The organism is Cohnella sp. OV330, from assembly GCF_900112065.1.
GTDB lineage: Bacteria > Bacillota > Bacilli > Paenibacillales > Paenibacillaceae > Cohnella.
The window spans coordinates 22361-47398 of record NZ_FOKE01000013.1 but is presented as its reverse complement, the minus strand read 5'-3'; the positions used below and the strand labels follow the sequence as shown (position 1 = coordinate 47398).

Genomic DNA, 25038 nt, shown 5'->3' with positions numbered 1-25038 from the left:
TATAATGCATTATAAAACGGCGCCGAATACGTCCTAAATGGATTTAAGTAATCACTTAAGGGTAATAAGGTGAACTGGAGGCATTTATGCAGATTTTCCCGCAATGGCTGCGGCGGACCGCGCGCCGGCTGCGCGAGGCGCCTTCCCGCAGGCTGGTGAACAAGCTGATCCTGCTGTTCACCTCCATCATCATTCTGATCGTCTCGAGCCTCACCGTCATCGCATACAAGATCATCGAGCGGGAATCCGTGGCGAACAGCATCGCGAGCAACCGGAGCAACCTGAAGCTGGTAAACCAGAACTACGCCAAGTACATGAGCGAGCTCGAACAGCTGTCGCTGCCGCAGATCGATTACGACCCGCTGATGCGCGCTATCGAGCGCGAGGACGAAGACTATGCCTCCCGGCTGTATCTGGAGGACTATTTGCGTTCGCTTTTTTACGCGAGGTCCGATCTGCAGAGCATCTACTTGTACCTGGTGGACGAACGCAAGTATCTGTACGTAACCCGCGAGCGATACAACGTAACGGTGCGCGCCGCGCTGGACGACGGCATCCCTGGGCAGGCCTGGTACGAGCGGGCGATGGCGGATCCGTACAACCGGAGCGTGCAATCGCTGGTCCTGTCGCGCGCCACCGGCTACGGCACCGCGCCGGAGGGCGTTTACATGGCGTATCACCGGGTGCTGCGCTCGCTGAAGGATCGGCAGGCGCGCGCCATCCTCAGCTTTTACGTGAACGATTCGGCCAAAAACGCGATCATGGCCGACATGCCCAAGACCGCCGGAGAGCACGCCATTCTGTTGGACGCGGACGACACGCCGTTTCATGTCGACGATCCCGGCTTCTACGCTTCCGCCTCGGGCGACGAGGACTTCACGTCCTTGCTCCACGCGGAGGAGACGAAGGGGAGATTCAATTGGCAGGGACCGGACGGGCGCTATCTGGTCGTCGAAAACGTAGACGGGCAGGACGGCTGGCGGCTCGTCAAGCCGATTCCGTTCAGCGAGATCTATCGGACGGCGGTGGAGGCGCGGCGCATCAGCATCTGGATCGGCTTGGGGTTCCTGGCCGTCGCGGTCGGGCTCGTCATCCTGACCTCGAACGCGATCACGCGTCCGCTCAAGCGGCTGTCCAAGGAGATGAGCCGGTTCGGCGCGGGCGACTTCGAGACGGTGACCGAGGTGCGCGGGCTCGACGAGATCGCATATTTATCCAAGCACTTCAACCTGATGGCGCGGCGGACGAACGAGCTGATCAACGAGCGGTACAAGATGAAGCTTACGGAGCAGAGCGCGATCCTGAAGGCGCTGGAAGCCGAGATCAATCCGCATTTTCTATACAACGCGCTGCAGGCGATATCGACGAAAGCGCTGAAGAGCGGCAACGACGACGTGGCGGACATGGTCGACGCGCTCGCTGGCACGCTCCGCTACTGCATCAGCGGCAAGGATATCGTCTATTTGAATGAGGAGCTGAAGCACGTGGAAAGGTACATGATGCTGCAGAAGGCGAGATTCGGCAGCCGCGTCGCCATGTCCTACGACATCGGGGAGGCGCTGCTCCAGCTGTCGATCCCGAAGCTGTCGATTCAGTCTCTCGTTGAAAATGCGATCAAGCACGGCGTCGAAAAGGTGCAGCGGCCCGTCACGATCGCGCTATCCGTCTATATGGAGGAAGACCGGGCGGTCATCGCCGTACGCGACTACGGGCCGGGCATCGCGCCGGACCGCCTGCGGGAGGTGCGCGCTTCCTTCGAGGAGGCATGGGAAGCCCGCACCGGCGACAGTATCGGCCTGCGCAATCTGGACGCGCGCCTGAAGCTGCTGTTCGGCGGGGAAGCGGGGCTCGAGATCGAGGCGCTCGAAATCGGCACGGAGCTGCGCATGAAGATCCCGGGAGGAGGCGGACGTCTTGTATAAAGCGTTGATCATCGACGACGAGGAGCCGACCCGCGAAGCCATTCGCATCCTGGGAGATTGGCCGCGGCACGGCATCGGCGAGGTGCTCGAGGCGGCCGACGGCAAGGAAGGGCTGGCGCTGCTGGAGCGGGAGCGGCCCGACCTGGTGCTGGTCGACATGAAGATGCCGGTCATGGACGGGCTGGCATTCCTGCAGGTCGTGGAGCGGGATTATCCCGATCTGTTCACGATCGTCATCAGCGGCTACAACGACTTCGACTATACGCGCCAGGCGATCCGCTCGCGGGTCGTCGACTACCTGCTGAAGCCGGTCAACCGGGGCGATCTCAACCAGGCGCTCGCCAAGGCGGCGGGCGTCCTGGACGCCCGGCGAGACAGCAAGCGGGACCATATCGACCGCGATATCGCGCTCAACATGTCGCTGCCCAAGCTGAAGGAAAACATCTACCTGTCGCTGCTGGCCCGCACGTTCAGGGCCGGCAGCAGCGAAGCGTACCTGCGGCTCATCGGCGCGGACGATCCCGGTACGCGGTTCGGCGTGACCGTGCTTCGCCTGCTGAACTTGAACGCGGTCGCGGCCGGCCGGTTCAAGGGCGAGACGGCGCTGCTGCACTACGCGGCGGCCAACGTCGTCGGCGAGTTCGCCGAGGCGGGCTTCCAGAGCTTCGGCCTGGCGAATCCGAAGCGGGACCGGGAGCTGATCGTCATCCATTCGATGACGGGCGGCTATCCCGAGGATCTCGCGTTCCGCGCCGCGCACTTCGCGCGCAAGATCGCGCAGGGGCTGAGCGACCTGTTCGGCATCCGCACGGTCGCGGGTCTGAGCGGACCCGGCGTCGCGGTCGGGGGATTGGCGGACGCTTACGGCGCCGCGTCCGAGGCGGCGGACGACGCCGACCTGTTCCGCCGCGACGCGCTTCAGCCGGCGCCGCCCGCGGCGGAACGCAAGGAGGCGAGCGCGCCGGCCGTTTCATTCGCGGCGCGAATGCCGCAGCTTCGCGCGGCGATCGAGGCGGGCAGCGCAGCGCAGGCGCGGACGGTCGCCCAGCAGTTCCTGGCCGGCGTGCGGGAGCGGGGCCGCTTCAGCTTCAAGCAGGCGGATCGGCTGCTGGAGGAGCTGATCTTCCTGCTCGGCGAGCTGGCGCTCGAGCTGGGTCTGCCGGCAGCCGGCGCTGCGAGCGGCGGCTCGGGCGGGGACGGCGGGGCTGCAGCGGGTATCCGCGGCGACGGGGCGCTGGGCGCGCTCGGACTGTCCGCCGATTATGCCGGCTTCGACGAGTACGAGGCTTTGCTCTGCGGGCTTTGCGAGCGGTACGCCGAGCTGGCGCGCGCCTCGCTGTCGCCGGAGCGCGTCTTCGATGTGGGGGAGATCAAGCGCTACATCGAACAGCATTACTTCGAGGACATCAAGATCTCGATGTTTACGGAGCGCTATTTTCTGAGCAGGGAATACCTGATGAAGCTGTTCAAGCAGCAATACGGCTTCGGCATCCACGAGTACGTGCAGAAGGTGCGCATGGACAAGGCCAAGGCGCTGCTCGACCGGCCGGAGCTGAAGATCCAGGAGATCTCCGAGATGCTCGGCTTCAAGGACAAAAATTACTTTTCCAAGGCGTTCCGCAACTACGTGGGGCTGTCGCCGTCGGAGTACCGGGCGCAGGGGACGGAAGCGCCGTGAGTTGGGGTTTGGCTGGTCAAAGGGCATGGATGATGTGAGAGCGGAAGACGCGAGAACGGTTGATGTGAGTACGGAAGATGCAAGTATGGAAGATACGAGCACGAAAGATGCGCACCAAGCGAGCGGTGAGAGCGGAGATAGCCGATTTTATCGGCTAACGGAGGTCCCCAGGGCGTGGTCCTGGAGGAGATAGCCGATTTTATCGGCTAACGGGGGCACCCGGGGCGTGATTCTGGAGAAGATAGCCGATTTTATCGGCTAACGGGGGCACCCGGGGCGTGATTCTGGAGGAGATAGCCGATTTTATCGGCTAACGGGAGCGCCCGGGGCGTGAAGCTGGAGGAGATAGCCGATTTTATCGGCTAACGGGTCTCTCTTGTCACGCATAACTTCCCTTGTTCGGGAGAAGGGTAAAAAAGCGAACAGCCGGCCAGGCCGCTTTTTTACCCTTAAAAGATTACTTAAATGCATTGGGTTGCCGACCGCGGTTCTTTAATATAAGCATCGTAGCGCAAAATCACAAACGAATCGGGGGCAACATACATGCTCAAAAAGATCGCGGGCGTATCCGTCAGCGCGGTGATGATGGCCGGTCTGCTGGCCGCATGCGGCGGAAACAACGACAACAACAACGCGGCGTCGAGCGGAGCGGCATCGGCTAGCGCAGGCTCGTCGGCTAGCGCCTCGGCCGGCACCTCGGACAAGCCGGTCACCATCAACATGTTCACGGCTTCGCCGGAGTACACGGACGCTTTTAACGCCTATATCGCCGAATACAAGAAGGTCAAGCCTAACGTAACGATCAACCTCGAGATCATGCAGGCCGACTACAACACGGTGCTGAAGTCGCGCATCGCTTCCGGCAACACGCCGGACGTCTTCCAGACGACGGCAGGCGGAGATATCGACACCTTCGCCGAATACAGCGCGGACCTGACCAGCGAACCGCTGGCCGCAGCCATGACGGACGCCGTGCGCAACAACATGACGTCCAGCGACGGCAAGGTGCTGGGTCTGCCGGTCAAGGGCAACCTGTTCACGCTGATCTACAACAAGAAGCTGTTCGAAGAAGCGGGCATCACCGAGGTGCCGAAGACGACCGCGCAGCTCGACGACGCGATCGCGAAGCTCGAAGCCAAGGGCATCACGCCTTTCGCCAACGCCTACAAAGAATGGTGGACGTGGAAGCACGTGTTCCAACACTTCGTGGATGCTGCCGCGCTTGATGCAGGCACGGACGCCAAGTCGCTGGTCGCCGATTTCATCGCCGGCAAGACGACATTCAAGGATCACCCGGTGCTGGCCGACAACTTCTTCAAGTTCGTCGACACGACGATCGCTCACGGCACCGACAAGCCGCTTGAACGCGACAGCAACGCAGAAGTCAGCGACTTCGCTGCAGGCAAGGCCGCGATCATGACCGGCAAGGGCGCATGGGACGAAGAAGCGATCGAGAAGATCACGCCGGACATCCAGATCGGCATCATGGGCTACCCGGTCAGCGACAAGCCGGAGCAAGCGGTCATTATCACGGGCGCCGACCAAGCGCTGCGCATCAACAAGGATTCCAAGGTCGCCCGCGAGACGATCGACTTCTTCAACTGGCTGTATACGTCCGACTACGGCAAGAGCTGGTTCTCCAACGTCGCGAAGGTCATCCCGCCGATCAAGGACGCGCCGCTGCCGGATCTGCAAATGCCGAAGGCGATGGACGAGATCCTGAAGACCGAGAAGTCCGGCGACCTGTCCGTCAACTACTCGCTCGACACGTTCCACCAGAAGTTTGGCGAGATCATGCAGGCTTATGTGGGCAAGAGCAAGACGAAGGACCAGGCGATCACCGAGATTCAGCAAGCGTGGACGCAGCTTGGCTCCGCTCAATAATAATCGTAACGGCAAGGCGCCCGGCGCCGAACCGGAATAGAAACACGCAAGACTCAGCCCTCCGGGACTGGGTTTTGCGCGTTTTCGGACCTTATTCATCTTAAATGAACGCAAGGAGCGTGCGCGACAATGAGCAAAGCGATCGAGATCGCCGAAAACGGCCTGCATTTATATATTGAAGTGACGGACGAGGGGGATGCGCGGCTGATGCATTTCGGACCCGGGCTCTACCGGCCGGGCGCCGTCTCGGTCAAGCAGGCGCCCGGTTTCAGGCTGCTGGAGCTGCAACTGACCGGCGAAGACCGTGCCGAATACCACGGCCGCACGCACCGTGCGACCTTTCCGGGCCTGCGCATGCAGTACCGGTCGCACAGCGACGCGCGCAGCGGTCCGGGCCGCAAGCTCGAAGTGACGCTCGCCGATCCCGATACGGGACTCGAGGCCGTGTCGCACTTCCAGTTCTACGACGGCATTGCGGTCGCGCGCTGCTGGACGACGCTGCGCAACGGCGGCGCCGCGACGCTGGGCGTCGAGTACGTATCCACGTTCGCGCTGACCGGGCTCGACAAAGAAGGCGCGCTGGACCGCGACGACAAGATGTCCGTCTCCATTCCGCATATGGGCTGGCAGAGCGAGCTGCAATGGCGGACGTACTCGCTGCCCGAGCTTGGCCTATCGCACGTGACCGACCGCAGCTCGAAGCGCATTGCCTGCAGCAACACGGGCTCCTGGGCGGCTGCCGAACATATCCCGATGGCGGTGCTGGACAATCGCGAGACGGACACGCAGCTGTTCTGGCAGATCGAGCACAACGGATCGTGGCACTGGGAGATCATCGACCAGTTCGATTATTTGACGCTGCTCGTGAGCGGTCCGACCGAGCATGACAATCACTGGTGGCTGGAGCTCGCGCCGGGCGAATCGTTCGTCTCCGTGCCGGCGGCGGTCGGCGCGACGCGCGGCGGCTTCGACGCGGCGATCGGCGAGTTGACGCGCTACCGTCGCGCGATCCGGCGCCCCAACGACGACAACCGGCTGCTGCGCGTCATTTTCAACGACTACATGAACTGCCTGTGGGGCCAGCCGACGACCGAGAAGCTGCTCCCTCTTATAGACGCGGCTGCCGACATCGGCAGCGAATACTTCTGCATCGACGCGGGCTGGTATGCGGATGGCGATTGGTGGGACGGGGTCGGCGAGTGGCTGCCGTCCAAGGCGCGGTTCCCCGAAGGCATCAAGTACGTGCTTGACTATATCCGCGGCAAAGGCATGATCCCGGGTCTCTGGCTGGAGCTCGAGGTTATGGGCATCAACAGCCCGAAGCTCGCGGACGCGGACGACAGCTGGTTTTTCATGCGCCACGGCAAACGGGTCAAGGACCGCTCCCGCTACCAGCTCGACTACCGCAATCCGGCCGTCGTCGCCCACGCGGACGAAGTTATCCGGCGTCTCGTCGATGACTACGGCGTCGGCTACATCAAGATGGATTACAACATCAACGCGGGCATCGGCACCGAGACCGACGCGGACAGCTTCGGCGACGGCCTGCTGCAGCACAACCGGGCTTACCTCGCTTGGATTGACTGCATCTTCGCGCGGTACCCGGACCTTGTCATCGAAAACTGCTCCAGCGGCGGCATGCGCATGGACTACGCCATGCTGAGCCGGCATAGCATCCAGTCCACCAGCGACCAGGAGGACTACGTGAAATACGCGGCGATCGCCGCCGCTTCTCCGTCCGCGCTGACGCCGGAGCAATCGGCCATCTGGTCGTATCCGCTGCGCGAGGGCGACGACGAGGAAGTCGTGTTCAACATGGTCAACGCGATGCTGCTGCGCGTCCACCAGAGCGGCCACGTCGCCGAACTGAGCCCGCGCCGCCGCGCGCTCGTCAAGGAGGCGCTCGACTACTACAAGACGATGCGCGCCGACATCGCCGCCGGGCTGCCGTTCTGGCCGCTCGGCCTGCCGACGCAGCAGGACGACTGGATCTGCTTCGGCATCCGCTCGGAGGGCCGCGCCTATGTCGCGGTCTGGCGCATCGGCGGCGAATCCGCCGAGATCGCGCTGCCGCTGCCTTGGCTGGCGGCGGAAGCTGGCGGAGGTGTTGGCGATGCAGGCGCGCGCGGTGAAGTTCAAGTGCAGGTGCGCATCGCGTACCCGGCCGCGCACGAGGGCAGCGCCGTCCGCTGGGACGCCGAAGCCGGCGCGCTGCGCGTGACGCTGCCGCGGGAGCGGACGGCGCGGTTGGTGGAGCTGCGTTTTTAAGCCGGTAGCCTGAACGAAGAAGATGGCCGTCGCCCTTGCGGGCGGCGGCCTGTTTGCGTTCATTGCCCTTCTCTCCGCTGCAACTTTAGGCTTGCGAACATACATCCCGCGGCGAGCGGAATACAATAGTGAATATCTTCCGTTCCGCTCGACGGGAAGCATAAGGGAAGCCGAGGCGTCGAATCATCATCTTGTGAAAGCGTAGCCAAAACTGAATGTATAAATTCGAACGAGAAGGGGGCGGCCCACGATGAGTACGCGACTGTTGTCCGAATCGCTCGTCCGGGAGCGATTTCCTCATCTGCGATACGTGAGGATCCATACGAGCGGCAAGCAGACGGCGACGATCTACGCCTGGGACGATCAACTAGAACTGCGCGAGGAAGATCGGGCGAACCTGCTGAAGTTCGCATCCGCCTACCTGACGCCATTCGTCTGCTTCAAGGTGAAGCCGTACGGACTGACGAGGGAGGAGCGGGTGCCTGCCGCGCCGGAGGTGCCGGACGATGTCAGGGAAGCGGCGATGAACCGCGGCTCGGACCTGCACGACATCATCGACGTCGTGGACCGTATGCTGGCCGGCGGGCGCATCTCGTTCGAGCGCTACGATCGGGTAAATGCGACCGTGTATCTGACGATCCGCTCGACGCTGCCGATCAGTCCGATCGAGCGCGAGCTCCTCGGCGTGTACCTCTACGAGCTGCTGCCGCTAGGGACGCAGTCGAACATTCAGTATATATAAATAGGGAAGTGGTTCGCGTTTCGAGCCGCAAAGAGGGGGTGTCTCAGGGTCAATCATTTGACCCGGGAGATAGTCCCGTTTTTCTGCAAATCTCCTTCTAGCGAGCGTGCCAACTATTGATCTACGTGCACGCATCGATCGCAGCTTCCCCCGCGAACGTGCCAACTATTGATCTACGTGCACACATCGAGCGCCGCTTCCCCGCTAACGTGCCATTTGTGGATCTACGGGCCTCCTTTTGAGGTTGCCCCCTTTCTTCTGCAGCGTTACGTGTCCCCCCTCTACCAACACCCTTGTTCTTGATCCTTTACATATCTTTTACAAATTAAGCGACAAACTAGCGATATCTTTTATTATACTAGAAGAGATTGCGAACCGAAGGGAGAGCGAGCATGTTGAACAGGAAGACTGGTTGGGGCAAAAGATCGTCGACCGTGACGGCCGCGGCGGTGTTGGTCTCTCAGGTGTTCGGGGGATTCGGCCTGCTGGCGGCTGACAAGGCTGCCGCTGCGACGGATGCACCGCTTCACGTGCGGATCATGGAGACGACGGACCTGCACACGAATGTTCGAGGCTTCGATTATTTTAAAAACGCTGAGTCGGTAGCGGTGGGACTGGACCGGACCGCGACGCTGATCAAGCAGGCACGCGCCGAGCAGCCGAATGCGCTGCTGTTCGACAACGGCGACTTGCTCCAAGGCACGCCGCTCGGCACTTATATGGCCAAAGTGGACAAGCTGTCGAACCCGGGCAGCGTCCATCCGATGTACAAGGCGATGAACCTGATCGGCTACGACGCCGCGACTTTCGGCAATCATGAATTCAATTATGGATTGGATTTTCTAAACAAAGCGATCTCCGGCGCCAAAGACCGCACTGGCGATCCGCTGCCGTATGTAAACGCCAATATTTACGTGGATGATGACAAGGACGGCGTTGCCGACGACAGCGAGACCACCAACAAATACAAACCTTTCGAGATTCTGACCCGCACGTTCAAGGACGACGCAGGCGTCGACCAGACCGTCAAGATCGGGGTCATCGGCCTCGTGACGCCGCAAATCATGGATTGGGACAAAGCCAATCTGTTCGGCGAAGTCGTGACGCGGGATATCGCAGAGACTGCAGCGCATTTCGTACCGCTCATGAAGGCGGCCGGCGCGGACATCATCGTGGCGCTCGCGCACACGGGTTTCGACGCGAACGCGGAAATAGGCGATCTTTCGGAGAACGACGTGAACGCGCTGAGCAAGGTGCCTGGCATCGACGCGATTACGTTTTCCCACACGCATAAAGTCTTCCCGACGGCGAGCAACACCTCGCTGGACGCCTTGTTCAAGGACCCGTCTACCGGTCTGCCGTACAACTCGTCAAGCAGCGTCGTAAACAACGTTTACGGCCTCGGCGGCGGCACGATCAACGGCGTATTCGCCGTGCAATCGGGCTTCGGCGGCGCAAGCCTTGGACTCATCGACCTCAAGCTCGTCAAGGACGCAGACGGCAAATGGGCGGTGGACAAGGCGGGCTCCCAGTCATCCACACGTTCGATCTACCGCACGGTGGACAAAGTGAACTACGCCAATGTTGAGCCTGATGCGGATGTCGTGAGTGCGGTCAATGCCGAGCATCAGGCAACGATCGACTATACCGGGCAGAAGCTCGGAGAGACGGATGCGCCGATCAACAGCTACTTCGCGATGGTGCAAGACGATCCGTCGATCCAGATCGTGACGGACGCGCAGAAATGGTACGCGAAGCAGTCGGTGGCCGGCACGGTCTACAAAGACCTGCCGATTCTGAGCGCGGGCGCGCCGTTCAAGGCAGGACGCAACGGGCCGTCCGAGTATACCGACATCGACACGGGCCCGCTGACGATCCGCAGCGCGAGCGATCTGTATCTGTACGACAATACGCTGAAGGCAGTCGTAATCAAGGGCGCGACGGTCAAGGAATGGCTGGAGATGTCCGCGGGCGCCTTCAACCAGATTTATCGGACGAAGTCGCTGCCTCAGCCGCTGTTGAACCCGAATTTCTCCGTCTTTAACTATGACGTCATCGACGGCGTCACTTATCAGATCGACGTAACGAAGCCGGCCAAGTACAAGCCGGACGGCAGCATCAACAATGCGTCGTCCAGCCGGATCGTGAACCTCGAATATAATGGCGAGCCGATCGATCCCAACCAGGAATTCATCGTCGTCACCAACAACTACCGCGCGAGCGGCGGCGGCAACTTCCCGGGGCTTAAGGGCTCCACGCTGGCTGTCGACTCCCAGGATGAGAACCGTCAGGTGCTGATGGATTATATCTCGCAAATGAAGACGGTAAGTCCGAGCGCGGACGGCAACTGGACGTTCGCGCCGATCAAGGGCAAGGTGAACGTGACCTTCACGAGTTCTCCTGCAGCAGCGAAGTATGCGGCGCAAACGAACGGCAAGATCACGGACAGCGGCGACACAAAAGGCAATTTTGAAGTTTACAATCTGCAGCTGAGCGAGTCGGTGCCGACGCCGACCAAGCCTGTCGAAGTGCATTTGATCGGCATCAACGACCTCCACGGCCAACTGGACACGACTTCGATCGTGAACAACAAGCCGGTGGGCACGGCAGCGACGCTGGCGACGTATATCAAGGAAGCGCGCGCCAAGTACGAAAATAGCCTTCTCGTTCACAACGGCGACTCCGTAGGCGCGACCGCGCCGGTCTCTTCGCTGGAGCGCGACGAGCCGACGCTGGAATGGATGAACCTGATGCAGTTCGACATCGGCACGCTGGGCAACCATGAATTCGACCAAGGCGTGGCTGCATTGAAGGCACAGCTGAACGGGGGCGTCGATCCCGTAGGCGGCAAGATCGTCCACAAAGGCGTGAACTTCGATTATATCAACGCCAATGTCGTAGACGAGAAGACGGGCGAACCGATCATCGCGCCTTATGTGGTGAAGGAGATCGGCGGCGTGAAGATCGGCTTCATCGGCGTCGTCACGATGGCGACGGTGACCAAGGTGTCGCCCGAAGGGCTGAAGGGCGTCAAGCTGGTCGATCAGGCACCTGTCGTGAATAAAGCGGTAGCAGAACTGAAAAAACAAGGCATCAAGAGCATCGTCATCCTCGCGCATGACCCGGCGACCACGAACGCGACGACCGGCCTGACGACGGGCGAAGCCGCCGATCTGGCGAACAGCGTCGACGACGAAGTAGACGTCATTATGGCCGGCGACAACCACGCTTTGGCCAACGGCCTCGTGGACGGCAAGCTGGTCGTGCAAGCTTACTCCTACGGCACGGCGTTCGAGGACGTCAAGCTGGTCGTCGATCCGGCGACGGGCGATATCACGAGCAAGTCGGCGACGGTCACGACGACGTTCCAGGACGGCGTGACGCCGGATAAGGCGACTGAAACACTGGTAAACAGCTATCTCGACAAGCACCCTGAGCTTAAAAATCCGGTCGGCACGACGGACGGATCGATCGTCCGGACCGACGCTTACAACAACGAAGCGCCGCTCGGCAACCTAATCGCGGACGCGATGCGCAGCGCGTTCCCGGGATCGGACTTCGCATTCATGAATCCGGGCGGCATCCGCGCGGATCTGCCGAAGGGCGAAGTGAAGTTCGGCGACCTGGCCAAGGTTCAGCCGTTCGGCAACACGCTCGTGAAGCTGACGCTGACGGGCGCGCAGATCCGCACGCTGCTCCAGCAGCAGTGGGGCGTTAAGGCGGACGGCACCGCGGACACGAAGACGCTGCAAATCTCGGGCCTGAAGTATACGGCCTATAAGGATCTGCCTGTCCCGCAGCGCGTCACAAGCCTGACGAAGACGGACGGCACGCCGATCGAAGACAACAAGGAATACACGGCGGTCGTCAACAACTTCATGGCGGCGGGCGGCGACAATTACAAGGTACTCACTGAAGCCAAGAGCGCGGTAGTGGGCCCGACCGACCTCGACATTTTCTACAAGTACATCGTGGATACGTTCAAGGGCGGCCCGATCACGGCCAAGATCGAAGGACGCATTGACAATAAACCGGGGACGCCGCCGGTTACCCCAGGCAACCCGGGCGGACCTACGCCAACCCCTACGCCGACCCCGACGCCAGGCGCGCCGGTGAAGGTGAGCGTTGAAGCGAAAGACGTGCCAAAGGCGGAGAACGGCATCGTGAGCTTGCCGGTGACGATTCCGGCCGGCGCGGCCGACGTCAGCATCTCGCTGCCGCTGAACATCGCGGAGCTGGCTGGCGCAGGCAACAAAGTCAGGCTCGAGCTGAACGGCGTGAGCCTGTCCATCCCGGCCAAGGTGCTGGAGGATGCGGCAAAGCTCGTATCGGGCGATGCGGCGAAGGACGCGACGCTGTCGCTGAACTATAGCCGTCTGACGACCGAGTCCGCGGCGACGCTGCTGGCGGGTTCGCAGAACGCGAATCTGAACATTAAATCGGCGGGCGCGGCGACGAAGCTGGGCTTCACGGCCGTCACGAAGGACGGCGGCACCGCAGGCACGCTGAGCGTATTCGCAGAGCCGATCGCGATCTCTATCCCGACGGATAGCGGCGCGAACGCGAAGCTGACGAACCTGTACCGCATCGACGGCGGCAAGCCGGTCTACGTGAAGGCCAAGCTGCAAGGCGGCCTGTTGACGACTGAAGTGACGCAGCCTGGCACCTATGCAGCGCTGACGTACGACCGCAGCTTCGCGGACGTTCCCGCTTCGAATTGGGCGAAGGACGTCATCGCGGAACTGGCGGCCAAGCAGCTCATCGACGGCGTGGACGCGGCGAACTTCGCGCCTCAAAGGCAGATCACGCGCGCCGAATTTGCCAAGCTGCTCGTGCAAGAGTTCGGGCTGCAAACCCAAGGCACCGGCGCCTCGTTCACGGACGTCGCATCGGGAAGCTGGTATGCAGAAGTCGTGGGCATCGCGTCCGCGAACGGCCTCATCACGGGCAAGGGCGACGGCAGCTTCGCGCCGAACGCGCCGATCACCCGCGAGGAGATGGCGGTCATGCTGGCGCGCATCCCGGCGCTGAAGTCGGGCGGCACGACCGGTACCGCCAGCTTCAAGGACGGCGGCAAGATCAGCAGCTGGGCACAAGGGTCGGTCGGTCGAATTCTGGACGAAGGCCTGATGCAAGGCCGCGGCAACGGCGTCTTCGCGCCGCAGGGCTTTACGACGCGCGCCGAAGCGGCGAAGGTCGTTCACGGCCTGCTGGTCACGGCGGAGTCGGGCGGCGGCTTCTAACGCCGACGCTCCAGGCGAATCGAATACAGCTGGATCATCGAGCTCCCGGGCGCTTCGGCCCCGGGGGCTTGGCGTCTTTAAGCGAACTATTATAAGCTGTAACGTAGAGGTGAACGGCATGCAGCCATTTACGGCGCAAGTGGTCGAAGTAATAAAGGCGATACCGGCCGGCAAGGTGATGACGTACGGGCAAGTGGCGGCCGCTGCAGGCAGCTCGCGGGCCGCGCGGCGCGTCGTCTGGGTGCTGCATTCGCTGAGCGAAGCGCACGGTCTTCCGTGGCACAGAGTCGTGAACGCCAAGGGAGAGATCGCGCTGCCGGGCGACGAAGCCCGGTATACGCAGCGTGCGCTGCTCGAGGAGGAGGGCGTGATGTTCGACGGGGACTACCGCGTAGACCTCGCGCAGTGCAGATGGGACGGGGCGAGTCCGGAAGGGGATGGATAGCGGATGCCGGCGAAAATACTGGTCAGCGCATGCTTGCTCGGTCAGCAGGTGCGCTACGACGGCGGGGGCAAGCTGTGCGAGGATCCCAGGTTCGCGCGTTGGCAGGCCGAAGGCCGATTCGTGTCGGTATGTCCCGAAGTCGCGGGCGGGCTGCCGACGCCGCGTCCGCCGGCGCAGATTCGGGGCGACAAGGTCGTGACCGAACAGGGGGAGGACTTTACGGAGGCGTTCGATCGGGGCGCCGAGATCGCCCTGCAGGCGGCGCGAACGCATGGCGTGGCGCTGGCTATTCTGAAGCAAAGCAGCCCTTCCTGCGGCAGCTTGTTCGTCTACGACGGTACGTTCAGCGGCGCGAAGCGCCAGGGCGAAGGAAAGACGGCGGCGCTGCTGCGCAAGCACGGCTTCAAGGTTTTCGGAGAGGATCAGCTGGAAGAGGCCGAGCGGGAGCTGGCCCGGCTGGAGCAGGAGAGGACGGATTCGGACCGATGAAAATCGAATTTAGGGACATGGAGATCGCCGACTACGACCGGATGATCGCCCTTTGGCGCCGCATCGAAGGCTTGGCGCTGAGCGAGGCGGACGAGAGAGAGGCGATCGCGGCCTACTTGCGCCGCAACGAAGGCATGAGCTTCGTATGCGAAGCGGACGGCGAGCTGGCGGGCACGATCTTGTGCGGCCATGACGGAAGGCGCGGCTACGTGTACCATGCCGCCGTAGATCCGGCCTATCGCGGACGGGGGATTGCCCGGCAATTGGCCTCCCTCAGCCTGGACAAGCTGCGGGAGGCCGGCATAGGCAAATGCCATCTTTTCGTGCTGGAGGACAATGACGCGGGCGCCGCCTTTTGGACTGCGACCGGCTGGCAGCGCCGGAGCGGGTTTTACGTATACTCCCGAGACGTATAGCGAGATTGTCAATTAAGACGCGGCGGCGGGCTTGGAGCCGCAGAAAACGGCGAAGTCGAGATATTTATACATACACTCCGCGTCCGGGAATCCTGCCTCCGTCATCCAAGCGATCTGATCGCCGAGCTTGGCGTTGATATCTACGCCTCTCCGTTCGACGGAAGCGTCGATGGCCGATTGGGGCAGTCCGCTGGCGGCGATCTCGGCTAACCATCTTTTGCGATAGTACGCATCGGCGGCAGGCGTCGTGCCGGCGACCTGGTCCGCGTTGACGAATACGCCGCCGGGCGCCAGCGCTTGATACAGTTTTTTGAACAACTCCCGCTTGGACGCATGGGTCAGATGGTGGATCGAGAGCGACGAGACGACGATGTCGTAGCTGCCTGGCGCGAACGCATAGCCGGAGTAGTCGGCAACGATGAATTGGGCGTTCGGGTCGCCTGCGAACCGCTCGCGGGCGACGTCCAGCATGCTCTCGCTCATATCGATCAAGGAGAGTCGGGCCTCCGGCAGTTTGCTTCGCATCATCGCGGCCAGCAGGCCGGTGCCTGCGCCCAAGTCCAGCACGCGAGGCGCGGCCTCCGCGCTCTCGGCCAGCGCGACGGCCATGCCGTAGAATTCGTCAAAGCAAGGTATGAGCCCTCTTCTCTGCTCGTCGTACTGGCTTGCGGCGGCGTCGAATTGTTTTTTCACGTTCGGATTCATCGGATGCCCTCCTCGTTTGTTGACTGCCTTAATCATAGTGCCGCTTCTTCGCCATAGGAAATATATAAAATATACTATGTTTATAGTTAGGAACTATGGGGTAAGGATTGTGATTAACGTCCGTCGAATACTGCGAAATTTGGCGAATCCTGTCTGCCCTTTGCGGCAAAGATCGCCTATAATCGGAGTAGATGGTAAAAAGGGCTATGACGGTACATTTGCCGAGGGGTGATGCCCATGAATCGTGCGTGGACGCAGAATGCCAAGATCCTAATCGTAGACGATCAGCCCACGAATATCATGCTGCTGGAGCATGTGCTTCGAAGAGCCGGATTCGCGAATTTGCACAGTACGACCGACTCGACCGAAGCTGAGCCGCTCTTCTGCGAGCTGTCGCCGGATATCGTGCTGCTTGATCTTCACATGCCGGTCGTCGATGGGTTTGCCGTGCTCCGGCAGCTGCGCCCCCTGATCGGAGAGAGCAGCTTTTTGCCTGTCGTGGTGCTGACCGCCGACGACTCTCCGGGCGCGCGCAAAGAGGCGCTTCATCTGGGCGCCAACGACTTTATCACGAAGCCGCTCGACGCGTCCGAGGTCGTGCTCCGCATCGACAACTTGCTGAAGACGCGCTATTTTTACTTGCAGATGCAGGAACAGAACCAGTCGCTCGAACGGCGGGTCCAGGAGCGTACGTCCGAGCTGGAGCAGGCTAAGCTCGAGATTCTGCACCTGCTCGCGCGCACGGCGGAGTATCGCGACGACGAGACCGGCCAGCATACGCAGCGCGTCGGGCGGATGGCGCGCGACGTCGCCGTCGCGCTGGGACTGCCGCAGCAGGAGGTCGAGCTGATCGAGCAGGCGACGCCGCTGCACGACATCGGCAAGATCGGCATCGCGGACGAGATTTTGCTGAAGCCCGGTCGTTTTACGGCAGAAGAGTTCGAGCAGATGAAGCGGCATACGCTGATCGGCGCGTGGATCTTGGAGACGAGCTCGTTCCCGGTTCTGCAGATCGCGGGAGAGATCGCGCTGACGCATCACGAAAAATGGAACGGCGGCGGCTACCCGCGGGGCCTGTGCGGAGCGGAAATTCCCTTGTCGGGACGCATCGTCGCGATCGCCGATTTCTACGATGCGCTCACCCACGAGCGGCCGTACAAAAAAGCATGGACGCACGAAGAAGCGATCGCCGAAATTCGTGCGCAGCGCGGCGTTCATTTCGACCCGGACGTCGTGGACGCCTTCCTCGACATTTTGCCGATGCCGATCTCCTCTTGAACGCGGGCGATGCAGCTTATCATGCAAGCTAACCGAAGTATGTTTCAGCCCTGCCCGCGCGGCGGGGCTTTTTGCGTTTTGGGTATAATACCTTAATTAGGCATTGGCGACGGTTGGGACGAAGGAGTAACGGAGGGGGATGTGGACTTGTTCGATTGCGCAATCATAGGCGGCGGCCCAGCGGGTCTCAGCGCCGCGCTCGTCCTGGGCAGGGCAAGAAGATCCGTCGCGCTGTTCGACGAGGGAAAGCCGCGGAACCGGGTGGCGTTGGCCTCGCACGGCTTTTTGACGCGGGACGGCGTCTCGCCGGCCGCGATACGGAAAATAGCGCACGACGAGCTGGCCGCTTATCCGAGCGTTCGCGTCTGCGGGAGCCGGGTGGAGGAAGCGGAGAGGGAGCCGGATGGCGGTTTTCGGTTGACGGATGCGGCGGGAGAAAGCTGGCGGGCGGCCAGACTGCTGCTGGCCACAGGGCTGAAGGAGCTGCTGCCGGAGATTCCGGGGCTTCGCGAATTTTATGGCAGGAGCCTGTTCTGCTGCGCTTACTGCGACGGCTGGGAGATGCGGGACCGTCCGCTCGTGCTCGTCGCGGGCAACGATCATACGTTCCATTTAGCCAAGACGGTCTTTAATTGGAGCAAGGACCTGCTCGTCTGCACCAACGGTTACGATTCGCTCGAGCCGGAGGAAGAACGCGTGCTGCGGGAGCGCGGCATCCGGATCGATCATCGCCCGATCGAACGCTTAATCGGCGAGGCGGGGCAACTGTCCGCCGTGCGCTTCGCGGACGGGGAGGAGGTCGCGCGCGCGGGAGGCATCGTCGCCGAGCGGCTGCGTCAGGCGGCGCCCTTCGCGGAGCGACTCGGCTGCGCGATGACGCCTTACGGCGGCATCGAGACGGACGGCGCGGGCCGGACGAGCGTGCCGGGCGTATACGCGGCGGGAGACGCCGCGTGCATCATGCCGGCGCAGCTCGTCGTAGCCGCCGCCGAAGGCTCCCGCGCCGCGATCGGCATCAACGAAGATATGACGGACGAGGCGTTCGCTTGACCGGCGGGCTGGTGGGCCCGCACGGTGTGCAGGGTGGAGTGACCGGGCTGTAAGCGAGGAAAGCGCGGCTGCATTTGTCGGAGGTGAAGACGTAAAAATAGCGGTTGGACGATCCGCGCGCATGGCGGGCGGATGGCAACCGCTATTTTTACGTTTGAAGGTCTACCTAGTACGATCATGCAAAATTACATCATCCAAAGCCAAAATGGCGGGTTATGGCGATCTATCGCGCAAAAGTGCACGGTAGCTCACCTCGTTGAGTGAGATCTAGTGTGTTTCAAGAGATCATCCTGCACTTCTGCGCGATAGGCGGAACGATGTAGCGGTGGTGATTAAAATCGTGTACTTTTGCGCGATAGACGGGCCTGGATCTTCACATGTAAGGGACAGATGATTTACGCTTAGATGGACTAGAGCTGAACGCGCGATGCCGGGCCGCTCTACAAGCCGTAGCGGGTTCGCAGCGAAGCCGCCATCGCCTCGATCTCGTCCGGCGCGGGCAAGCTTAGCGCAGCTTCGGCGCTTGCGATGCCGGCCGGCGTTTGATGCGAGCGGATGACGTCTTTTACCGCGGCGGCGAATCGTGCGGCAAGCCCAGAATCGGCCCTACCTGCAGCGCTCCCAATACTGGCATTGCCCGCGCCACTATCCGCGCCCGTCAGCTCCGCAAGGCTCGCCATCCGGTCCATGCCGACGTCCGGGTACGCGGACGGGTCGGCGCCTTCGGCCGCCAGCTCGTAAAACTCCCGCACGACCCGCGCCCGCTCGTCGCCTTCGCCATCGGCGATGACGAAGGCCTGCACGTTATAGGACTTCACCTGCCTGCGCTGGGCGATGCCGCAAAACTTGCGGCCCGCGATCGACAGGTCGAAGTCCCCGGGGCAGTAGGAGCCGACGACTTCGCCCTTGGAAGCCTCTCCCCCAAGCTGCCTGACGGCGAGCCGAATCAGATCGTACATCCGCTCGAAGTCGCCGTGGAACGCCATGTCTTCGGCCCGGTCCTTCGGGAGGATGAGCGACAGGTTGACGACGCCGGGATCGAGCGGCACGGCGGCGCCGCCGGAATTGCGGACCGCCACGTCGTAGCCGAGGCCGGCGAGCCGCTCGGCCGCCTCCCGCGCACGCGGGAGGCGGCTGTCCCGCAGGCCCATGACGAACGCCCGGGGATGCCGCCACAGATGGCAGATCGCCGGCCCTCCGACGCCGGCGGCGCGGCAAAGCAGCTCGTCCAGCGCGAACGTATACAGCGGGTCCTCCGCCTCCAGCCGGTCCGTCCGGTCGAGGATCAGCAGCCCGGACATCCAGGCGCGATCGTAGTCCGAACCGCCTGCCTGCGCATCTGCGTTACCCGCACGCTCCCCGCTTGCGCCAATCCCGTTATACACGCGCCCGCTGCTCATAGCGCTGGACGATATCGACGATGACCTTCACGGCTTGCACCATGTTGTCGACGGACGCGAATTCGTATTTGCCGTGGTAATTCTCTCCGCCGGTGAAGATGTTCGGCGTCGGCAATCCCATGTAGGACAGCTGCGACCCGTCCGTGCCGCCGCGGATCGGCTTGATGATCGGCGCGATGCCGAGACCCTCCATGGCTTCCCGGGCGATGTCGACGATGTGCATGACGGGCTCGATTTTTTCCCGCATGTTGTAGTACGAATCCTTCATCGTCAGCTCGATGCTGTCTTCGCCGTAGGTCTGGCGGAATTCCTCCGCGATATTCTCCAGCACGTGCTTGCGCCGCTCGAACAGGCTCCGGTCATGGTCGCGCACCAGGTAGCGCAGCGTCGTCCGCTCCACGTCGCCTTCGATCGACTGCAGGTGATAGAAGCCCTCGTAGCCTTCCGTGAACTCGGGCGCTTCCGCCTCCGGCAACCGGGCATGAAAGGCCATCGCGATCTTGGCCGAATTCACCATCTTGCCCTTCGCGGTGCCCGGATGCACGTTGTTCCCGTTAATGGTGACGACCGCTCCCGCGGCATTGAAGCTCTCGTACTCCAGCTCGCCCAGCGGACCGCCGTCCATCGTGTAGGCGTATTTCGCGCCGAACGCGGCCACGTCGAACTTGTGCGGGCCGCGGCCGATCTCCTCGTCGGGGGTGAAGGCGATGCGAATGCGGCCGTGCTTGATCTCCGGATGGCGGATCAGATAGGCCATCGCGGTCACGATCTCGGCGACGCCGGCTTTGTCGTCCGCTCCCAGCAGCGTGGTGCCGTCGGTCGTGACGAGCGTGTGGCCGACGTATCCGGCGAGATCGGGGAACATTTTCGGCGACAATGCGAGCTTGAGCGCCGAGTTTAGCACGATGTCTCCGCCTGCGTAGTTGTAGACGAGCTGGGGCTTGACGTCCGTGCCCGTGAAGTCGGTAGCGGTGTCGACATGCGCCAGAAAACCGATCGTCGGGACGTCCGCATTCGTATTCGAAGGCAGCGTCGCCATCAGATAGCCGTTGTCGTCAACCGTTACCTCCTCCATGCCGATGCTCTTCAATTCCTCTTCCAGCATGCGTAGCAAGGTCCATTGACCCGGCGTCGACGGGCACGACGGGCTGTTGTCGTCGGATTGGGTGTCCACTTGCACGTATTTGACGAACCGGTCGATTAATTCCTGCTTCACGGCAGGCACCTCCTCAAGTTGGCGCTCGTACGGCGCTAAGCTGCGTATGTTCACATCATAACCCAAATGGCGGGCGCGGGAAAACAAACGCGAGACAGGCGCCGGGCGCGCGAACGTAAACAAAAAACGGAAACGTCAAAGACCGCCCGGGCGTTCGCCTCGGGCGGTCTCCAACATCTCGCTGCCGTTTATCTTCCCGGCATTTTCTCCGTATCCATATAAAGCATGTTCCACCGGTGCCCGTCCGGGTCGGCAAAGCCGCAGCCGTACATCCATCCCTGGCTCTCCCCGGGCTTGCCGTACAGCTGGCCACCGGCGGCGACCGCCTTCGCGGCCAGCTCGTCCACTTCCTCGCGGCTGTCCGCTCCGATCGACAGCAGCGCCTCCGCGGCCGCGCGGGCGTCCGAGGCGCCGCTCGCAGCAAAGCCCGCGAACGTCTCCTCGGGGAACAGCATCACGACGACCGCCGGGTTGCCGACCAGCAGGCTCGCGGCAGTATCGCCGCCGGGGAAGTTCGGATTAAAGGTGAAGCCGATATCGCGATAGAACTGCCTGGTACGCGCCAGATCCTTGCTGGGCAGGTTGATTCACAATTCCTTGGTCATGGTTGTCTCCTCCATGGCTCGCGGCCGGTTCGCTCGAAGCTCCTCGACTAACTAATCTAGCGTTTATCCTCAGTGTAGCCGCCTCCGCCACCGGATTTCTCATCGATTGCTCGAATCCGAATTTCTCTTTTTTCTAAAAAAAGGCGCTCGCCCGCTTGACGCAGTATCCGAGGTGTTGTATGGTTAGTTACATAAGTAATTAACCAATGTGGTGGTGAGGTTAACGATGAGCTTCCTGATCGACGACAGCCGTCCGATATTCGTGCAAATCGCCGAACGCATCGAGAACGACATTATCGAAGGCGCGCTGCCGGAAGAGTCCCAGGTGCCGTCGACCAATCAGTTCGCGGCATTTTACCAGATCAATCCGGCGACGGCGGCCAAGGGCGTCAATCTGTTGACGGAGCAAGGCATTCTTTACAAGAAGAGAGGGATCGGCATGTTCGTGGCGGCGGGAGCGAAGGCGAGCCTGGTCGAGAAGCGCAAGGAGCAGTTCTTCGAACAATATGTCGTGGCGATGATGCGGGAAGCGGAGAAGCTCGGTATCACGCAGGATCAGCTCGCGGACATGGTCCGCAAGGGAGGCAACAAGTCATGAGCGCGATCGTAAAGGTAACGAACCTGACCAAATCCTACGGCGGCACCGCGGCGGTCCGCGGCGTGAGCTTCGAGCTGGAGGAAAACAAGATCTACGGGCTTCTCGGCCGCAACGGCGCCGGCAAGACGACGATCATGCACATGCTGACGGCGCAGCAGTTCGCGTCGGGCGGGGACATTGAAGTGTTCGGCGAAGCGCCGTTCGAGAACGAGTCGGTACTCCGCCGCGTCTGCTTCATCAAGGAGAGCCAGAAGTATCCGCCGATGTTCACGGTGAAGGACGTGCTGGAAGTGTCCGCTTCGCTGCATCCGAACTGGGACGCGGCGTACGCGGCCGAATTGGCCGAAGCGTTCGGACTGCCGCTCAAGCGCAAGATGCAGAAGCTGTCTCGGGGCATGCTGTCCGCCGCCGGCGTCGTCGTCGGGCTGGCCAGCCGGGCGCCCCTGACGATCTTCGACGAACCGTATCTCGGACTGGACGCCGTCGCGCGTACCTTGTTCTACGACCGGCTGCTGGAGGACTATGCCGAGCATCCGCGCACCGTCATCCTGTCGACGCACTTGATCGACGAGGTGAGCCGCCTGTTGGAGCACGTACTGCTGATCGACCAAGGCAAGCTGCTGCTGGACCAGGACGTGGAGCGACTGTCCGGAATGGCCTACAGCGTCGTGGGCGCTGCCGCCAAGATCGATTCGTTCGTGTCGGGGAAAAAGGTGTTGTCGCGGGACGCCATGGGCGCGATCGCTTCGGCGACGGTCATGGGAGAGGCAAGCGCAATGGAGCGTAGAGAGGCGGCGGAGCGCGGTCTGGAGTTCGCGCCGGTGTCGCTTCAGCAGCTGATCGTACATCTGACGGGCGGCAAAAAAGAGGAAAGGGAGGCGGTCTCGTTATGAATATCGTCCAACGCGGAAGAATGAAGGCGGTCACGTCCACGATTCTGAAGGACAAATTCAGCTGGTTCCTGCTGCCCTGGATCATCTCCGGATCGAGCTTCGTCGTGAATCTGGTCATCGCTTTCTTTTCTCAGGAAGACATCACGACCGGCGGCGTCGCGTCCTTGTATATCTACATGCTCGCGGCCGGCATTATGTCGGTGTCGAGCACCCTGCCTTTTTTGCTCGGCTTCAGCGTCCGCAGGTCGGATTACTTCTGGGGGACGGGGGGCGTCATCGGCCTGGTGGGCGCCGTCTGCGCCGCCGGTTTGACCTTGCTGTCGTACGTCGAGAGCGATTGGACCGACGGCTGGGGAGTCGGACTCTACTTCTTCCACCTGCCCTACCTCAGCGAGGGCTCCGCGCCAGTTCAGTTCCTCATCTACTTCCTGCTGATCGTCTTCTTGTTCTACCTCGGCTTCCTGATCGCCTGCGTCGCCAAGCGCTTCGGCAAGACCGGCATGTTCATCCTCTCCATCGCCGTCCTCGCGATCGGCACGGTCTGGAGCTACGTCATGACGCAGCAAGGCTGGTGGATCGATCTCGGCCATTGGCTGGCGGACCGCACGATGCTCGAGATCGCCGGCGGCACCGCGCCGCTGACGCTCCTGTTCATGGCGCTATCCTACGCGCTGCTGCGCCGCACGTCCGTCTGACGCCGTCAGGCGGGCGGCAGCTCTCGCAGCCTGGGCGTTGAATGAACATGCGCGACGCCTTCGCGGCACAATCCATACGGCTCCCATCTGCAATCGCTGCAGAGGGAGCCGATGTCGTTCGGCCGCACGCGCTCTGCGACGGCGGCGACGACGTCCGCCCATGCGCGACGCTCCCCGAGCGCAATGCCGATCTGCCGCGCGATTTCCTCGTCCTTGCGGTACACGCTCGCATTCTCGCAGTGCGGCTCCTGGTCCTCGGGGAAAGCCGCGCAGATGTCGTCGGGCCCGAGGATCAGCTCGATTTCCGTCTCGGGCGCCGTCCGCAACCGCTCGTATACGCGCGTCATATTCGCGCAGAACCCCTCCGAGTACCCTTTGCCCCGGTATCCCAGCAGGCAGAGCAGATGATGCCCGCGCAGCTTGATCGTCATCCGTCATCATTCCTTGCGTTTAATTGTTAACCATGATTATATCACCTGGTTGACAAGGGTGCATCTCTAGTGAGAGGGAGGGGGCGACCGCCAAGCGAGTCTCTCGATAGCGGAGCGTGCCGCGAATTTCCCGCCGACCGTCTACGATAAACATCCGTGCGTTTTGGTCAATTCACTTTACTAAATAGCTCGTTGCATGCTATCCTCATATAGTCAATTGAATTGACTATATTTGAAGGAGGCAAAGCCTTTGAACCAGCATCCGCAAGCTTCAAATCCACGCAGCGAAATCGGGCAAAACGTGCGGGGCAATCAACCTGACAGAATGACCGCACACGGGGTGCCGGCACCCGCGGAAGTGGCGCTCGACTTCATCGAACGCTTTTGGAACGCCGGCGATTGTTCGTGCATCTCGCAGTGTCTGACGGACGACTACCTCGATCATGCCTACGAGCCGGGCAATGCGGAAGGACTGCTCGCGATGGCGGAGAGGCTGCGGACGGCGTTTCCCGATCAGCGGTCGACGGTCGAGAGCGTCACGAGCGAGGGGGATCGCGTCGTCGTCCGGCTTCGGATGACGGGCACTCATCTTGGCACCTTCAGGGGAAAGGCGGCCACGGGGCAGCCGATCGACGCCAAGCTTTACAGGGAATACCGTATCTCGCACGGTCGGATCGCCGAGCATTGGGCGCTGTTCGATACCGCTGCGCTGCTGCGCCAGATCGGCGCGGAGCTCAGCGAGCAGCCTGCCTGCCGCGTGAATGGGGCGCCGGTGCGCAAGTAGCGAGGGTAGTCAAGGGAGGGAGATCCTGTTAGGAAAATGGAGATGACTGTCTCGAAGGCGATTTTGCCGGACACAGAATCCGCTATTTGCCCGATACATCGGATAAATGGGCGTTTGTGGACAGGGGATCCGTTATCGGGGTTCCGAATGGGGCGAATGGAAGGCAAATCGTCATGATAACGGATCTGTGGTCCGGTAAGCCTGCGGATGAAGGCCGTTCCACAAAATAACGGATCGTATGTCCGCCAAACGGGCCCGTCGTCTCATCGCAGCTTGTCGGCAAATGGTTCCAACGC

General features: G+C 61.8%; 20 protein-coding genes. 15 read left to right on the top strand and 5 right to left on the bottom strand.

All coding sequences use genetic code 11. From position 1 onward, the window contains the following. Nucleotides 1-86: 86 nt before the first annotated feature. From BM235_RS25975 to BM235_RS25935, 9 genes are all read left to right on the top strand, one after another. A complete protein-coding gene (locus tag BM235_RS25975) occupies nucleotides 87-1922 on the top strand; it encodes a sensor histidine kinase (protein WP_090117164.1) in 1836 nt (611 codons plus the stop codon). Continuing rightward, nucleotides 1915-3600, top strand: coding sequence for a response regulator transcription factor (locus BM235_RS25970; protein ID WP_090117163.1), 1686 nt, complete (start codon nucleotides 1915-1917; stop codon nucleotides 3598-3600). The genes BM235_RS25975 and BM235_RS25970 overlap by 8 nt, the downstream gene beginning before the upstream one ends. 543 nt (nucleotides 3601-4143) lie before the next feature. Beyond that, nucleotides 4144-5484 carry an ABC transporter substrate-binding protein gene (locus BM235_RS25965; protein WP_090117162.1) on the top strand — a complete coding sequence of 447 codons (1341 nt, stop codon included), beginning with the start codon at nucleotides 4144-4146 and terminating at the stop codon, nucleotides 5482-5484. Between the two features lie 129 nt (nucleotides 5485-5613). After that, the gene (locus BM235_RS25960) at nucleotides 5614-7752 is read left to right on the top strand and encodes an alpha-galactosidase (protein WP_090117161.1); all 2139 of its coding nucleotides are present in this window, start codon (nucleotides 5614-5616) and stop codon (nucleotides 7750-7752) included. A 250-nt stretch (nucleotides 7753-8002) separates the two neighbouring features. Continuing rightward, nucleotides 8003-8494, top strand: a complete 492-nt coding sequence (locus BM235_RS25955) for a hypothetical protein (RefSeq protein ID WP_090117160.1) — start codon at nucleotides 8003-8005, stop codon at nucleotides 8492-8494. Between the two features lie 392 nt (nucleotides 8495-8886). Then, nucleotides 8887-13737, top strand: a complete 4851-nt coding sequence (locus BM235_RS25950) for a bifunctional 2',3'-cyclic-nucleotide 2'-phosphodiesterase/3'-nucleotidase (protein ID WP_090117159.1) — start codon at nucleotides 8887-8889, stop codon at nucleotides 13735-13737. A gap of 118 nt (nucleotides 13738-13855) precedes the next feature. Further along, nucleotides 13856-14182 (top strand): MGMT family protein, encoded by a 327-nt coding sequence (locus BM235_RS25945; RefSeq protein ID WP_090117158.1) that lies wholly within the window; start codon nucleotides 13856-13858, stop codon nucleotides 14180-14182. 3 nt (nucleotides 14183-14185) lie between these two features. After that, nucleotides 14186-14671 carry a 2-thiouracil desulfurase family protein gene (locus tag BM235_RS25940; RefSeq protein WP_090117157.1) on the top strand — a complete coding sequence of 162 codons (486 nt, stop codon included), beginning with the start codon at nucleotides 14186-14188 and terminating at the stop codon, nucleotides 14669-14671. After that, the gene (locus BM235_RS25935; protein ID WP_090117156.1) at nucleotides 14668-15087 is read left to right on the top strand and encodes a GNAT family N-acetyltransferase; all 420 of its coding nucleotides are present in this window, start codon (nucleotides 14668-14670) and stop codon (nucleotides 15085-15087) included. The genes BM235_RS25940 and BM235_RS25935 overlap by 4 nt, the downstream gene beginning before the upstream one ends. A 12-nt stretch (nucleotides 15088-15099) precedes the next feature. Here the strand turns inward: BM235_RS25935 and BM235_RS25930 are convergent, their stop codons facing one another. Then, nucleotides 15100-15792, bottom strand: a complete 693-nt coding sequence (locus BM235_RS25930; protein ID WP_090117155.1) for a class I SAM-dependent methyltransferase — start codon at nucleotides 15790-15792, stop codon at nucleotides 15100-15102. A 237-nt stretch (nucleotides 15793-16029) separates the two neighbouring features. On the opposite strand from BM235_RS25930, the gene BM235_RS25925 reads away from it, so the two are divergent. After that, nucleotides 16030-17070, top strand: a complete 1041-nt coding sequence (locus BM235_RS25925; RefSeq protein ID WP_090117154.1) for an HD domain-containing phosphohydrolase — start codon at nucleotides 16030-16032, stop codon at nucleotides 17068-17070. Between the two features lie 147 nt (nucleotides 17071-17217). Then, the gene (locus BM235_RS25920; protein ID WP_090117153.1) at nucleotides 17218-18120 is read left to right on the top strand and encodes an NAD(P)/FAD-dependent oxidoreductase; all 903 of its coding nucleotides are present in this window, start codon (nucleotides 17218-17220) and stop codon (nucleotides 18118-18120) included. A gap of 440 nt (nucleotides 18121-18560) precedes the next feature. On the opposite strand, the gene BM235_RS25915 is transcribed toward BM235_RS25920, so the two are convergent. The 3 genes from BM235_RS25915 to BM235_RS32745 form a co-directional block, all read right to left on the bottom strand. Continuing rightward, complete coding sequence (locus BM235_RS25915) at nucleotides 18561-19505, bottom strand: lipoate--protein ligase family protein (RefSeq protein WP_369803552.1); 945 nt, start codon at nucleotides 19503-19505, stop codon at nucleotides 18561-18563. Further along, nucleotides 19498-20736, bottom strand: a complete 1239-nt coding sequence (pepT, locus tag BM235_RS25910) for a peptidase T (RefSeq protein ID WP_090117152.1) — start codon at nucleotides 20734-20736, stop codon at nucleotides 19498-19500. Before pepT ends, BM235_RS25915 begins: the two co-directional genes overlap by 8 nt. 188 nt (nucleotides 20737-20924) lie before the next feature. After that, nucleotides 20925-21317, bottom strand: coding sequence for a VOC family protein (locus BM235_RS32745; protein WP_369803559.1), 393 nt, complete (start codon nucleotides 21315-21317; stop codon nucleotides 20925-20927). A 250-nt stretch (nucleotides 21318-21567) separates the two neighbouring features. Here BM235_RS32745 and BM235_RS25900 point away from each other — a divergent pair, with 250 nt between their 5' ends. The 3 genes from BM235_RS25900 to BM235_RS25890 are packed head-to-tail and all read left to right on the top strand — an operon-like array spanning nucleotide 21568 to nucleotide 23527. Then, nucleotides 21568-21939 carry a GntR family transcriptional regulator gene (locus tag BM235_RS25900; RefSeq protein ID WP_090117151.1) on the top strand — a complete coding sequence of 124 codons (372 nt, stop codon included), beginning with the start codon at nucleotides 21568-21570 and terminating at the stop codon, nucleotides 21937-21939. After that, nucleotides 21936-22832 (top strand): ABC transporter ATP-binding protein, encoded by an 897-nt coding sequence (locus BM235_RS25895; protein ID WP_090117150.1) that lies wholly within the window; start codon nucleotides 21936-21938, stop codon nucleotides 22830-22832. The genes BM235_RS25900 and BM235_RS25895 overlap by 4 nt, the downstream gene beginning before the upstream one ends. Next, nucleotides 22829-23527 carry a hypothetical protein gene (locus BM235_RS25890; RefSeq protein WP_090117149.1) on the top strand — a complete coding sequence of 233 codons (699 nt, stop codon included), beginning with the start codon at nucleotides 22829-22831 and terminating at the stop codon, nucleotides 23525-23527. The genes BM235_RS25895 and BM235_RS25890 overlap by 4 nt, the downstream gene beginning before the upstream one ends. Before the next feature lie 5 nt (nucleotides 23528-23532). On the opposite strand, the gene BM235_RS25885 is transcribed toward BM235_RS25890, so the two are convergent. Further along, nucleotides 23533-23958 carry a DUF1284 domain-containing protein gene (locus BM235_RS25885; RefSeq protein WP_090117148.1) on the bottom strand — a complete coding sequence of 142 codons (426 nt, stop codon included), beginning with the start codon at nucleotides 23956-23958 and terminating at the stop codon, nucleotides 23533-23535. Nucleotides 23959-24208: 250 nt separating this feature from the next. Here BM235_RS25885 and BM235_RS25880 point away from each other — a divergent pair, with 250 nt between their 5' ends. Next, a complete protein-coding gene (locus tag BM235_RS25880) occupies nucleotides 24209-24742 on the top strand; it encodes an ester cyclase (protein WP_255374604.1) in 534 nt (177 codons plus the stop codon). Nucleotides 24743-25038 lie beyond the last annotated feature (296 nt).

What these genes read in the sequence shown, in the direction of transcription:
- BM235_RS25895 (WP_090117150.1), top strand. Translation starts at nt 21,936, where the DNA reads ATGAGCGCGATCGTAAAGGTAACGAACCTGACCAAATCCTACGGCGGC.
- BM235_RS25945 (WP_090117158.1), top strand. Translation starts at nt 13,856, where the DNA reads ATGCAGCCATTTACGGCGCAAGTGGTCGAAGTAATAAAGGCGATACCG.
- BM235_RS25890 (WP_090117149.1), top strand. Translation starts at nt 22,829, where the DNA reads ATGAATATCGTCCAACGCGGAAGAATGAAGGCGGTCACGTCCACGATT.
- BM235_RS25960 (WP_090117161.1), top strand. Translation starts at nt 5,614, where the DNA reads ATGAGCAAAGCGATCGAGATCGCCGAAAACGGCCTGCATTTATATATT.
- BM235_RS25885 (WP_090117148.1), bottom strand. Translation starts at nt 23,958, where the DNA reads ATGACGATCAAGCTGCGCGGGCATCATCTGCTCTGCCTGCTGGGATAC.
- BM235_RS25965 (WP_090117162.1), top strand. Translation starts at nt 4,144, where the DNA reads ATGCTCAAAAAGATCGCGGGCGTATCCGTCAGCGCGGTGATGATGGCC.
- BM235_RS25900 (WP_090117151.1), top strand. Translation starts at nt 21,568, where the DNA reads ATGAGCTTCCTGATCGACGACAGCCGTCCGATATTCGTGCAAATCGCC.
- BM235_RS25935 (WP_090117156.1), top strand. Translation starts at nt 14,668, where the DNA reads ATGAAAATCGAATTTAGGGACATGGAGATCGCCGACTACGACCGGATG.
- BM235_RS25950 (WP_090117159.1), top strand. Translation starts at nt 8,887, where the DNA reads ATGTTGAACAGGAAGACTGGTTGGGGCAAAAGATCGTCGACCGTGACG.
- BM235_RS25955 (WP_090117160.1), top strand. Translation starts at nt 8,003, where the DNA reads ATGAGTACGCGACTGTTGTCCGAATCGCTCGTCCGGGAGCGATTTCCT.
- BM235_RS25975 (WP_090117164.1), top strand. Translation starts at nt 87, where the DNA reads ATGCAGATTTTCCCGCAATGGCTGCGGCGGACCGCGCGCCGGCTGCGC.
- BM235_RS25925 (WP_090117154.1), top strand. Translation starts at nt 16,030, where the DNA reads ATGAATCGTGCGTGGACGCAGAATGCCAAGATCCTAATCGTAGACGAT.
- BM235_RS25940 (WP_090117157.1), top strand. Translation starts at nt 14,186, where the DNA reads ATGCCGGCGAAAATACTGGTCAGCGCATGCTTGCTCGGTCAGCAGGTG.
- BM235_RS25930 (WP_090117155.1), bottom strand. Translation starts at nt 15,792, where the DNA reads ATGAATCCGAACGTGAAAAAACAATTCGACGCCGCCGCAAGCCAGTAC.